Annotated in this window: 6 protein-coding genes; 3 read left to right on the plus strand and 3 right to left on the minus strand. The window is 25.5% G+C overall.

The features are described 5' to 3' along the window. Nucleotides 1-87 precede the first annotated feature (87 nt). The 3 genes from KQ876_RS03605 (at nt 88) to KQ876_RS03615 (ending at nt 10,144) form a co-directional block, all read left to right on the plus strand. Nucleotides 88-8,118 (plus strand): ABC transporter permease, encoded by an 8,031-nt coding sequence (locus KQ876_RS03605; protein WP_216490341.1) that lies wholly within the window; start codon nt 88-90, stop codon nt 8,116-8,118. Next, nucleotides 8,118-9,074: an ABC transporter ATP-binding protein gene (locus KQ876_RS03610; protein WP_205852168.1), complete on the plus strand. Its 957-nt coding sequence runs from the start codon at nt 8,118-8,120 to the stop codon at nt 9,072-9,074. Before KQ876_RS03605 ends, KQ876_RS03610 begins: the two co-directional genes overlap by 1 nt. Nucleotides 9,075-9,169: 95 nt before the next feature. Next, nucleotides 9,170-10,144, plus strand: coding sequence for a ribose-phosphate pyrophosphokinase (locus KQ876_RS03615; RefSeq protein WP_205852167.1), 975 nt, complete (start codon nt 9,170-9,172; stop codon nt 10,142-10,144). A gap of 460 nt (nt 10,145-10,604) precedes the next feature. On the opposite strand, the gene KQ876_RS03620 is transcribed toward KQ876_RS03615, so the two are convergent. The 3 genes from KQ876_RS03620 to msrB form a co-directional block, all read right to left on the minus strand. Then, nucleotides 10,605-11,636: an endonuclease gene (locus tag KQ876_RS03620; protein WP_216490343.1), complete on the minus strand. Its 1,032-nt coding sequence runs from the start codon at nt 11,634-11,636 to the stop codon at nt 10,605-10,607. Nucleotides 11,637-11,725: 89 nt separating this feature from the next. Continuing rightward, nucleotides 11,726-13,657 carry a type IIA DNA topoisomerase subunit B gene (locus tag KQ876_RS03625; RefSeq protein WP_216490345.1) on the minus strand — a complete coding sequence of 644 codons (1,932 nt, stop codon included), beginning with the start codon at nt 13,655-13,657 and terminating at the stop codon, nt 11,726-11,728. 66 nt (nt 13,658-13,723) lie between these two features. Next, nucleotides 13,724-14,146, minus strand: a complete 423-nt coding sequence (gene msrB, locus KQ876_RS03630; RefSeq protein ID WP_205852164.1) for a peptide-methionine (R)-S-oxide reductase MsrB — start codon at nt 14,144-14,146, stop codon at nt 13,724-13,726. Nucleotides 14,147-14,519: the final 373 nt, after the last annotated feature.

Raw genomic sequence — 14,519 nt, forward strand, 5'->3', positions numbered from 1 at the left:
AACACCTCTTTTTTTACACCTTATTATTACTATTAAATTTATTAGAAAAATATATATAATTTAAACTATCATTATAAAAGGAGAAATATGATTAAACTTTTTAGAGAAGTTTTTAGGTCGCTATTTAAAAATAAAATTACAGTAGCGGGTTTAACAATACTTATTTTCTTAACTTCAGCTATTTTCACTATGCTTAATGATACTTCTAAAGGTATTCAAAAGCAATTTGATAAATATAAAGCAGTTTCAAAAAAACATGATTTAACAGTAGACTTAAATTTACCTACTAATGGTAATGCTTTTAATGATGGTTATTTTATTAATGGTCTAACAAGATCTGAGGGTGGACCTAGTTATGATAAATCAATTCGGTACGAAGAAAAAAATTCTACCGAACAAAGTAATGCTATTAATTTTGAATTAATTAACCAAAAATATATTAAATTAAATAATTTTCAAAATGACCAAATAGATGTAAATTTAAGAAACAAATATTTACTAAGTCATGATTTTAAAAATTTGATTAATAGTTATAATTCTGAACTTTCAAATGAGTCCCAAGACTTATTATATTTAGACTATTCAGAAAATGACAAAAAATTAGTATTTAAAAATGATATAACATATCCTCTTTATTCTGTTGACTCAAACGGTAGTTTTGTTCCATCAACTAAGACAAAAACAATAAATACCAATAAAGAATTTCGTTTTGATAAACAATATACTTTATCTGACGTTTTATTAATTTCAAGCAATCCTGAAGGGTATTTATTTTCTCAATTACAATCATTGTTTATTAACCCTGATACACACGAAATGACATTTGACGTTTTGAAGAAAGATCAGTGAGATGAGACGGTTCAAGTCATAAGACTTGATAAAGATAAGACGCTACAATTATTAGGATTAAAAAAATCTAAAAATAGTGATTATGTTTATATGATTGATGATAGTATATCACCACAATTGTATAACAAGCCCGCAAATGAGAACGATTACGATTCAACAAATTTAAAACAAAATATTAATTATGCGGATCTTTTTGGTAGTGATTCTGTAAATTATTTTATAAAAGAAAAGATTACTTTTAAAAAAGGACAAGAATACGTAATACCACTTGAATGAGCAGTTAAATTAACAAAAAAGACATTTTATAATAGAAAATTATATGAAACAACTTTTGTTGAAGGTAGTGCGGATAAGTGAAGTGGTGCTTATAAAAGTTATGTTGAAAGTTTGATTATAGAAAATGGCGGACAATTACCTTTAGATTTTAGTAAATTTTCATACTGAAACAAAGAAATTTTAGTTTATACATCAAATTATTATAATGACAATGGTCAAGTAAAACTATCTGATAAAATGACTTTACTTAGTGAACAATATCCAAATATTTCTTACGATGAAATTAATACTAAAAATATAACATTATCAGAACCATCATTACAACCTCAAAATTTTAAATTCTCTTTATTTAATAAAGACTTTTCTAATTACGGAAGTTTAAGAGAGTATAAAACTATTTTACAAATTGAAAAAATACCCACTTTAAATAATGATATATATACTAAGCTAACCGATAAAGATGTTGCTAAAAACGCGATTCAAAAAATTAAAGACGGAGCCTTAGAAATTGTAAAAAAAGAAATTTATAATTTTGCAGAAAAAAAGGTAACATCGCAAAATATAGGTATTAGAGAATCGATAACAATAGATTCATTTAATGACAACGAGGGTAAAAAAGTTTATCATTTTGTGAATTTAGGAGATTCAAACAGAACGATTGATGGAATACAAAATAATAACGATTTATTAGTAAATGAACAATCAAAACCTACACCAATAAACAATATTTCAGAAGATATAGCTAAATATTTTAGAAGTAAAGAAATACCACCTTATGTTGCTTCTGTAATTATTAAGCAATCTTTTGATAATATATTGCCTCATAATGAATATATTAGTCCGGATTTTTCTTTTGACAATGTAGTTTTTGTTAATAAATTGAATAACGAAGTTAATGTTGTAAAACAAAAAGTTTATAAATTAGCTTTTTATAGAAATGACGCTAATTTAGGATTTGATCAATATAATGTTTTCGCTGAAATTGGTATATCTTTATCAAAAGATAAAAATAATAATTATATTATTAATTTATTATCTCCAGAATATAATAAAAGTGGTCAAATAGTTGGTTGAATTAATTCCAAATATAGCGATGAATATGCTAACGACGGATTAATTTTATATCAAGATTTTTTAAATTTTTTAAGAAAACATAGTTTAACCTTAAAAGTAGAAATAAACAAACCTGTTTGGGCCGAAATTTCTCCAAATTATAAAAATAATGTTTATGTACCTTTTGGTTTTAGAGGTCCTGAAACCGAATCTTTTAACCAAGCTCTAACACAAAATACACTTAAATTAGCTGTTGAAAAAATTGAAAAGAATTTTCTTAAAACAGATATAGTTAGAAATGGATTTATACAGAAAGAGACAATTTATGCTTTTACAGAAGCTATACAAACAGCTTTTGATAAAAACGATTTTGCTAAAATATTTTCAAGTGGTGAAATCAATTTAATAGTATTACCTAAAATGATTTTAGATGGTATTTATGTTATGTCACACAATGAAAAAGGTGATTACTTCAAAAAGTTTTTGATTGATATATTCCAAAAAGCAAAAGAATACATTAATAAACAACCAGAAGAAATAAGAAAAGAGTATGTAGCGGCAGAATTAAGTAAATTATTTAATTTATTTAGTTTATTTTCTCAATTTAACATAAACGATGTTATAAATACTTCGTTAATAGCAAAAATTTCAAAAGATCCAATCTTATTTATTGATAATATTATCAACTTAATAAAATCAATTGACTTTATTAAGTTTACTGATCAGATGGAAGATTTTTTTCAAAACAAATATAATAAAGGTGAAACAGATAATAATGGTATTGTAAGACAAAGAAAATTAAGTGTTTTCGAAATAGTCATATCATTATTAAAGTCGATAGATCAAAAATTATTAAAAACAAGCTTGATTAATATTTTAGATAATATTGATACTTCGTTATTAAAAAACGAAGAATCATTAAAAAATATTAGTAAAAGTCTATTTGGAAATATTCCATCTAAAATAATTGATTTAGTCCAATTAATAGATGTTAACAATAACAACGACAGGAAAAAATTTGAAAATACAATTAACGGTTTAAAATTTTTTATTAAATTATTTGATTTAAATGTATTTATAGAAACAATGGAAAGCAAAATAAAAGTACTTCCGTTTGATATACAAGCAACAGAATATAATAAATTATTTGATGATTATGTTGAAGTAACAAGATATTACTTAGCAGGTTCCTTAAATACTTCAGATATAATTTATTCTATTATAAAAAGTTTATTTCATCTTCCAGGTTCTAATAAACGTATTAAGACAGAAATAGCTAATATGCTTAACCTATCCTTTAAAGGTTCGAGTGTTGAAATAGGAGAAAATGAGTATTTAATAATTCCTTCAAACGACTCTGAAAAACTAGATTACTTTGATTTACTTGGGTTATTAAGCGAAAACGACAAGAATATTGATACTAAAAATAATCCATCAGAAGTTGCGAGGCTTGAATCAGGTGATTATTTTAGTCAAATACATAATTTAATTAATAAAATTCAAAAAAACGAAGTATTTGAATGAGAAAAGCTTACAAGCAATGATAAAAATGTAGCAAATTTTATTTTTGATTGAAACAAAGATACAGATATTACAAGCCCAGAATTTAAAAATAAAATAAAGGTTTGAACAGATGTTGTTAATTCGTTTGAGTTAAATAAACAACATTTATTAAATGGTAAATTTAACGAGTCATTATCATCTTTATATAACTTTTATGCTTTTTATCAAAATATTGATAAAAATTTAATTCATAGTTTGATATCAAAAACTTTAGGTAAATTCATTACTTTAAAAGAAGGTTCTTTTAATTACTTAAAAGATTTTTATCCAATATTTAAAATTTGATTTGATTTATTTGGAATTGAAAATTCTAAAATTACTATCGAAAGAAAAATGGAGTTTGCTGATAAATTATTATCACTTGCTAATAATGATAAAATTTTAGAATATATTAATTCCTTTAAATTATTTGAACCATACGCAAATATTGCTTTAGCTGAAGAAACTAAATTTGGTATTACAAGAGGTTTATCTAATTCTTTTAAAATTAATGATGAGCTTTTTGTAAAAGAAAACAATAGATATAAAAATGAATTATTTGCTAATTTAATTATTGAATTTCCTGAATTCGAAAATTTCTTCAAAGAAAATGAATTTGCGCTTTCACAACAATTTTCATATATTGGTGCATCTAAATTGTACTCAAAATTAAATAGTGATATCGATCAAATTGATGGCGAAACATTAAGATATAATGATTTACATTCTATAGTTGTTGATAATTTGATTCACAAAATCTTTTCAAATAAATATATTTATGATAATATAGACAAAATAAATAAATTATTAAACTCTGAATATAAATTTAATTCTATTGAAAAACTTGGGATTTCAGATGTTTTAATAAATCCTTTATTAACATTAAAATACCCACAAGTTGTTTTATGATTATTAACAGACGTAAGTAGAGATAATAAAGGCGCAATTAATAACTCTAATATTGGATATTTCTTGATTAATAAAACAATTGACTTAGAAGAATTACTTTCAAAAGGGGAAGAGTCAACGTACAAATTTATAAATTCCTTTTTCAGTGAAAACGTTATTATTCCTACTATTGAAAGTGATTTAACTTACAGTATTGCCTTGGATAATGACTTATTTGTTGATTTAATTAATAAGACAAACAAAAATCCAGAGTTATATAATATTTTTGAACTTCATTTAGTTGATGATATATTTAAATTAGTTAATTCAATAACCTCCTTGACAAAAATCAATAATATACTTGTTTTTGATCAACCATCATCATATTTAGCAAAAGTAAATTACGCTTTCTTATCTAGAAATAATAAAGAAATTTATAACGGTTTTATTCCTAAAGATCCAATTGAATTATTAGAACTTGTTAACTCATTACCTGATAAATATTTATTAAACATCAATGGTTCTAAATATATAATTGTAGGTGATGATATAACTTTTGATTATCTATACCCTATTCAAGATGAAAATAATATTCAATTGAATGTCGAAGATCAAGCAATAGTTTACGTTAACGATAAAGGTTTTGATAGAATTAGAAAAGCGAATGCTGGTAATTTAGTTAAAGAATATTTAACAGTTAAAAATGATACTAATCTAAGTGGGCTAACTAATGAAGAACTTAAAAATGAATTAGAAATATTTGTTCAATCAAAAATTGATAATACTGTTAATTTACAAAGAGTCTTTCTTTATAATGAGCTAGATCCAATCAATCCTGAGCGTAGTATTAGAATTACCGCTATTGAAGTTATAATCAACTCAGTTTCAAAGGTTTCTACTATACTATTAATTATTTTGATAACACTTGTTGTGGTATCGATAGTATTTATTATTAAAAGATATATATCAAATAAAAATAAAGTTATTGGTATATTAGTAGCTCAAGGTTATACACCTTTAGAAATATCTGCTTCTATGGTAGTTTTTGCGTTCTTTACAATTTTTACTGGTAATTTACTTGGATATATAACTGGTTTCTTAATGCAATCAGTTTCATTAAAAATACTTAAAAATTATTGAACAATACCAATAGAAACTCTTGATTTTTCACCTTTATCATTAATAGTTAACATTGTTGTTCCTTTATTATCTATGTCACTTTTAATAATTACTATTTCTCTGCGTTCTTTAAGATATAAATCAATTGATTTAATGTCCGGAATAGTAGAATTAAATACTGGTGAATTTTATAAAAAATATATTTCATTATTTAAAGGACGAAGCGTTAAAACTAAATTTGGAGCCTCTTTAGTGTTGAATAGTTTTTGAAAATTAACTTCATTTGGTATAAGTGTTGTTTTAGCAAGTATAACCACAACGTTTGGTTTTGCAACATTTGGTGTATTTGAAAAATCTATTCAAGATACCTACAAAAATAGATCATATAATTATAAATTTGATTTAGTTTCACCGACAGATCAAGGCGGTCCTATTAATACGATAGATCCTCAAAATATTGGTAATAATATTTATGTTCCAGTCGGTGATGTTAAAGAAATTAGTTCATACAATGCTGATTATTTCAAATCTGGTGTTTCTGAAGAGATAAACATAAATAAAGATGGTATAAACAAAAACGGTATCCCTAATCCATTTGATGGTCACCTAATTACCCAATTCTCTGTTAATATAACAGTTGATTCGGCAGTCTCTATTAATCCTTTTGAAGTTGTTTATAATTCATTACCTGATTCTCAAAAATCTAGAGTTATAAAATCGCATGATAATGTTGGGTATGCATTAATGTTGACACAAAAAGATATTGTTTTTAAAGAACAACAAAATGCAAATGATACACCTAAAGTTGATGTTGAAAAAACTAGAAAAAAAGGTATTAAAAACTTTTTCCTTTATGTTCCAGATAATAATGATGTAATTAAAGGTAAGTTTTACTACATGAAATGAAACGATGTAGAAAAAGCTTACACACATGAAAATATAACTACATCAAAATACAGAGACGAATATCGTGAATTTTTAGTCAATGCGTATAACGAAATTTATAAAATAAATAAAGATTTTGATTTTATGGTTTCGTTTAATGGTATTTATTTTGACAAAAGATTTGATGAGATATACACTTATGTCGATAGTGTTATTAATGATGAAAAAATCAAATTATATGGTTATAATGAAGATAACAAGCAAATTAAAATAATAGATCAAAATGATTCTAATTTACTTGTTGATATTAATAAAATATTTGAAAATCAAGGTAAAGACGTTTTTAAACCAATACCTTTAATTATTAATTATGTTTCAAAAGAAAAATATAAATTGGATATTGGAGATATCGTTAATTTAAAGGTTTTAAACACAACAAATAGATATACTTCAAAATTCAATGAATTGTTAGATAAACCTGTAGAAGAACAATTAAATAATTATAAATTTAAAGTTTATGCAATTAATCCAACATATATCAATAATGAATTTATTATTCCTAAATATGCAGCGGATAAAATTACTGGAATCACAGATTTAGTGGATTCAAAATTTGAAAAAATAAAAAATACTAAATATGCATCATTAATTAGTAACTTAAATCCAGAAGATTATAAATTTAATGGTATCTTATCTAGACATAAATTACCTATTCAATTATTATGGTCTACAGGGCTATACTCTTTAAGTGGTTATTCACCTAGTGCTAATTCATTTTCAACAAAATCATTAACACAACAAGATTTAAACGATTTATTTGATGGTATTTTTGGTTCTAAGGAAGTATTACCAAATAACTTAGTAGATAGTGCTATGGTTTCACTAGGATATGATATTTATGATATTGTAAAATTTTTAGATCCAAACTTTAATAAAAAAACCGATAATTTTGCATCCGTATATAATAGAGTAAAAACAACATCGGCCGCTGATTCTATTGAAAAGTTTGCAAATATTTTTGAGGATAAACTTTATGTTCCGTCGGCCTATACAATAGATTCTAAAGATATTGAAGTATCATTTACTTTAAATATTGCAAAAACAGTTCAGACAATTGTTACAATTGTTTCGTCTTTAAGTTTTATTATTTCTATAATAATATTAATTATTATTTCAACAATATTAATTAATGAAAATGAGAAAAATATTGCTATTTGATCTATTTTAGGTTACAACAGTAAAGAAAAAATAAAAATGTTCTTTGGTATTTATGTGCCATTTATAATAATTTCAATTTTAATATCATTGCCAATTGCTTTTGGTATGATGGTAGTATTCACTTCCTTCTTAACTACAGCGGCATCAATTTCAATTCCACTAATATTGTCGCCATTAAATATATTATTAACAAGCACGGTAGTATTAAGCATATTTGTGCTTACAGCTGTTTTATCATGATTTAATATAAATAGAATAAAAGCCATTGACTTATTGAAAGGAAAATAATGACTGAAAAAAACGATAAAAATATAGAATCAACTTCAGAGATTAACACTTCAGAACCTATTGTTGTTTCTAAAAAAAATTTAAATCAAAAAATTACTCGTAAAAATGTTTTTGAAGTTCTTGATTCAGATTCTAAGAATTCAAAAATGATTGTTGATCGAGCAATTGCAAGAAAGCTTAATAGGGCAGCAAATAAAAGAAGACCTAAAGATGAATTCAAAACATTAAAAAATGACCCAGGTAAAATAATTGAAGTTAGAAACGTAAGTAAATATTATTTATCAGGTAACACCGTAACTCGTGTTTTGAAAAATGTTTCTCTAAGCATTAATAAAGGTGAATTTGTAATGATTTTTGGTAAATCAGGAGGAGGTAAATCGACATTATTAAATTTAATTAGTGGTTTAGATCGTCCTTCTCGTGGAAACATTATTGTTTCTGATACAAACCTACCTTATTTAAGCGATTTACAATTAACATTATTTAGAAGAAAAAACGTTAGTTTTATATTTCAAAACTATAATTTATTACAAAATTTATCTGGTTACGATAATGTTGAAACAGGGGCTTATTTGCAAAAAAACAAAGAAAAAAGATTAAATATTGACCAATTGTTTAAAGATTTTGATATGGAAGATGTAAAAAATAAATATCCTTCACAAATGTCTGGTGGTCAACAACAACGTATTTCTATTTTAAGAGCTCTTTCTAAAAATTCAGATATTATTTTTGCAGACGAACCTACCGGTGCTCTAGATGATAAAACTACTAAATTAGTTTTAAGTTATTTATATGATATTAATAAAAAGTATGGAATTACAATAGTTATGGTTACTCATAACCAATATATAGAGCGTATAGCTGATAAAGTTATACATGTAAGAAATGGTAAGATAACCGGAGAAACTATAAACAGCAATCCGACCCATCCAAATTTATTAGATTGAAAAGAATAATTAATAAACGTAACTATTTTATAAAGTTGCGTTTATTTTTTGCTTTTATTGTAAAATATAGTTGTAATATTAAGAAAAAGGAATAAAAGAAGTAAATGAATAAAAAAGATTGTGTATTATTCGGAATGAATAATTCTACTAAGTTAGCAACTAAAGTTTCAGAATTACTACAGTTGCCACTTTCAAAAGTTGAAAGAACAGTTTATGCAGATGGAGAAACAATGTTAGTTCCGGGTGAAACTGTAAGAAATAGGGATGTTTTTGTGATCGCAAGTACTAGCAGACCAGTAAACGAAAATGTAATTGAATTATTACTTTTTATTGATGCATTAAAAAGAGCAAGCGCTAAATCTATTAATATTATTTTAAGTTACTATGGTTATGCAAGGCAAGATCGTAAAGCAAGTGGTAGACAACCAATAGGTGCTAAGTTAATGGCTGATTTATTACAAACTGCAGGAGCAACAAAGATAACATGTGTAGATCTACATAACCCATCAATACAAGGTTTTTTTGATATACCTGTAGATGATTTAAAGGGGCAATATCCTATTGCTATTGCACTTAAAGATATGAAAGAAAAATTCACTGTTGTTTCTCCGGATCACGGCGGAACTGTTAGAGCAAGAAAATTAGCAGAATTAATTGCTGACACTGTTCAAATTTGTATTATTGATAAAAGAAGAACCGACGTAAATAAAACTGAGGTTATGGGTATTCTTGGTAATATAGAAAATAAAAATGCCGTTATTATTGATGATATTATTGATACAGGTGGAACTATTTTGAAGGCTGTTGATACATTAAAGGAAAATGGTGCAAAAAAAGTTGTTGTAGCTGCAACACATGGAATTTTCACAAAAGGATTTGAAATGTTTGAAAACAACCCAAATGTCGAAAAAGTAATTATTACAGATAGTATTGATAATTATGAATTAGCGTCAAGATTTACAAAATTAGAAATAATTTCTCTTTCAGAATTTTTATCGAAAGTTATAAAGGCTTCGTTTGAAGATGAAAGTATTTCTCAAATTTATCAAGATTATAGAACTTTAATCTCTAAAATGTAGATGTAAAACCCACTCATATTAAAAATGAGTGGGTTTTAAAAAAAACTCCTAATTAAAGGAGCTTATTAATAAAATGTAAATACTGTTTACAATTCCTGACTAATTAAAAACTAAGGAAAAAGAGTAATAATAATTACTATTATTTTATTTGAAATTTATAAAGGCGAGAAAGAGAGAGTATTTGACCTTTAAAAATAAACAAGAAAGAAAAACTAAAATATTTTAAATTTTTAAACTATGACTAATTATTATGTAAGAATTAGCCAGGAATGTACCAAACCTATTGCTAAGCTTGGAACATTATTATATAATATTCACACCGAAAATGCTAAAAATTTATTATTTTTTATTGTTTTTCATATTTTTTACCTTTTTTAATTATTTTTTTAAATTAAAACAAAATAGTTTATAATAATATATTTACTTATTTTTTAGATTAAAAAATAATACGATTAACGTATTATTCATGAATTGAAACTAAAACACCCTTATTATGGAATGGTTTAGGATTTTCACCAAAAATATTTTCGTATAAATTAGGATAATCGATAAAAGGGTTTCTCATCTCTTCGAATTTTGCTGTTTCATTGTTTCTTGTAATATCAAAGATGTCTACTGTATCATTTTTATCTCAATCTCTATATACATCTAGGAAAAATGCATCTATGTAAGGGAATTTATTTTTGAAAATACTATTTCTATTTAAGATATTTTTATCGTTATATGTTGCAATAAAATATAAATATGCTCTAGCTATGTCTCCTTTAAATTTATCTACAGGTTCAAAAACAGTTTGTTTAAGACTATCAGTACCTAATTTAGATCCATTTTGTGAAGTGTAAGATGCTTCAACAACATTACCGTGCGGATAATTACTTCTTCTATTATTAACTTTTATATCAGTTGGTCATACAAATTGACCATCATTTCTTAATGGACTTTCTTTATTGAATCATGATTGAGGAATTATATGTTCTCTATTAGTACCATCACCTTCTCTCCCGCCGTTTTTAGTCATATATTCTTTAAAATTATATGGATCTTCACCGTCTGGATTTTCAGAGTATACATCTAATATAGTGTCATCTTTTTCAAAATAAATATCTCTAAAGGCGTTTGTTGTGTTATAAAGTTTTTTTAGATCGTTATAAGTTCCAATACCTTTCATGTGTGATTTTTGAATTCTAGTTATTTCATTAAGTAATTCTTGGCCTGATAAACCATCTGCGCTTTCATAATAATCATTTGTATCATCGTACACATATTTTTTTGAAATATTTAAATTATCTTCGTTTGATTCTTTTGTTTCTTCGCTAGTTGAATTAGATTCTGGTGTATTTGATTGTTCGGTTGTTGATTTTGATTCTTTATTTTCAGATACTTTATTTTCTAAATTATCTTCTTTTGAACTATTGCAAGATATAGCAATAATTGGTAAACTAGAACTAGCAATAGTTAAACCAATTATTTTAAAAAGTTTTTTAAATGTCATTTGACCTCGTTTCCTAATTTTATTATACTATGTATATATTTATTAACGGAATTAAAAGTAAAAAAAAGAGTGCATTTTAATATATCACTCTAATTTATGTTTTTCATTTTTTCCATAAAATCAGTATCTTCTTGTGTAAAGTTTACATTTTTATCAATTCATATTTTACGTTTTGAAGCATCTTTACCCATGAAAGTACTTACTCTTCGTTCTGCTAAACTAGCGTCTTCTATTGTAACTTTTATTAATGTACGTGTTTCAGGATTCATTGTGGTGTCTCACAATTGATCTGCGTTCATTTCACCTAAACCTTTATACCTTTGTAATTCGATATTTTTTTGATTTTCGATTATCCTATTTAAATCTTCATCATCTCAAGCATATTGTATTGTTTTTTTTGTTTTATTAGTAATTTTATATAGTGGTGGAATTGCAATATAAACCATCCCTTTTTCTACTAAAGGTTTCATGAATCGATAGAAAAAAGTTAATAATAATATTTGTATATGGGAACCATCAGTATCAGCATCGGTCATTATAATAACTTTATTATAATTAGATTTGTTAACATCAAAATCACTACCAAACCCGGCACCAATAGCGTTTATAATGGTTATTATTTCGTTATTTTTAAGTAAATCTAATGCTTGGCTTTTTTCAGCATTAATTACTTTACCACGTAGAGGTAAGATAGCTTGAAATTTACGATCTCTCCCACTTTTAGCAGAACCTCCAGCAGAGTCTCCTTCGACTAAAAATAATTCTTTTTCAGATGATTTATTTGACGTTGCGGGAGTTAATTTATCACTTATTACGCTTTTTTCTTTTAATTTCTTTTTGGAAACTCTCGCATCATCCTTAAGTTTTCTTTGTTGTAATCTAATTTCATACGCGTTTTTGATTTTATCTAAAACGCGGTTCATTTGATATTTATTTTCATAAAGCCAGAGACCTATATGTTTATAAACTATATCCTCAACAACACCGGTTGCTTCAGGTGTACCTAATTTATCTTTTGTTTGACCCACAAATTCGAGGATGTTTTCAGGTATTTTAACTGATAAAATACAAGTTCAACCCTCTTTGATATCGTTCAACTCAAAATTAGCTTTATTTTTTAAATAACCTTCTTTTTGAGCATATTCATTTATTATTTTTAATAACCCTCTCTCAAGTCCTTTAATATGAGTTCCACCATCTCTTGTTTTAACATTATTTACAAAACTTAACATTACATTTGAGTATGAATCTGTTCATTGAAATCCGAATTCTACTTCAATATCTTTTTTTTCTTCTTTAAAAGAAGCGGGATTTGTGAGATATTGTTTACCATCGTTTATAAAATTTAAAAAAGAATTAATTCCGTTATTATATTGATATATTTCGTGAAAATTAGTTTCTTCTTCTAAAACCTCAATTTTTAAGTTAGAAACTAAAAAAGCACTTTCTTGTAATCTTTCAGAAATTGTATGAATGTTTAATTTAGCCTTTTTAAAAATTTTATAATCTGGCCAAAACTCTACAGTCGTTCCGTTTTCTTTTGAATTTCCAATCACATGTGTTCTTTCAATTATTTTATCCTGTTCAAATGCTGTTCTATATATTTTTTTATCTCTTGAAACAGTTACAATTAGTTTGGTAGATAAAGCATTAACTACCGTTGATCCGACACCGTGTAAACCACCTGCGGTTTTATATGTACCAGAATTAAATTTACCACCCGCATGTAGGTCGGTAAATACAATTTCAACTGCGGTTTTGTTTTCACCTTTTTTCTTATCAACAGGTATACCTCTACCGTTATCTGAAACTAATACCGAACCATCTTTTCGTAATATAACTTTTATATGGTTCGCAAAACCTGAAAGAGATTCGTCAATAGCGTTATCAACTATTTCTCATACTAGGTGATGTAATCCATTTACATCGGTTCCTCCGATATACATTCCAGGACGTTTTCTAACTGGGTCCAATCCTTCTAATTTTGTAATACTATTTGCATCATATTGGTTTTTTATCATAACTAAATTATATGTTATTTTTTACTTAATTTTAATAAAGAAAGAATACAAAAAATACGTTAAGAATTATTTAACGTATTTTTTGTATTCTGAATAACCTTCTTGATCCATTTGTTCAAAAGGTATAAATTTAAGAGATGCAGAGTTAATGCAATATCTTAAACCACCCAATTCTTTTGGTCCGTCAGAAAAAACGTGTCCTAGGTGAGAATTTGCATTTTTTGACTTGACCTCAGTGCGTTTCATGTTATATGAATTATCTTCTAGTTCTTTTATAATTTCGTTATTTATAGGTTTACTAAAGGCTGGTCAACCACATCCTGAATCAAATTTATCTGTTGATATGAATAATGGTGTACCATCAACTATATCAACGTAAATCCCTTTTTCGAAATGTTTGTCATATAAATTATCAAAAGGTTTTTCGGTATAACCTTCTTGAGTTACTTTGTACTGCAACTCAGTTAAATGTTTTAGTTTTTTATCCATATGTCTCCTCAAACAAGAATTATAATTAATTTTTAATTATACAAAAATTATTTAATATCTCTCTTTTAGGTTTTAATCACTTGCAAAATTACTTGTTATAAAAACAAAGTTTAAACTTTTTCTTGTAACATAAAACATGTATAAAAAGATCAAGTAAAAATTTAAAATTTTATTTTTAAGGAATACTTTGCATATTATTATCTTCCCTCTTATCTTATTTTGTATATTAATATAAAAAGGAAGTGATTGGGGGTCTGAAAACAAAATAGGTTAAAGCCTATTTTTTATTTTTCTCTTTTTTAAAAGAGTTTTGGAAAAATACAGAAAATCTAAAGGAGTTGAAATGAATTTATACAAAATTTGAAATCAAAAT

Source organism: Mycoplasma sp. CSL7491-lung (assembly GCF_018913965.1).
In the GTDB taxonomy this organism is placed as follows: domain Bacteria; phylum Bacillota_I; class Bacilli_A; order Mycoplasmatales; family Metamycoplasmataceae; genus Mycoplasmopsis.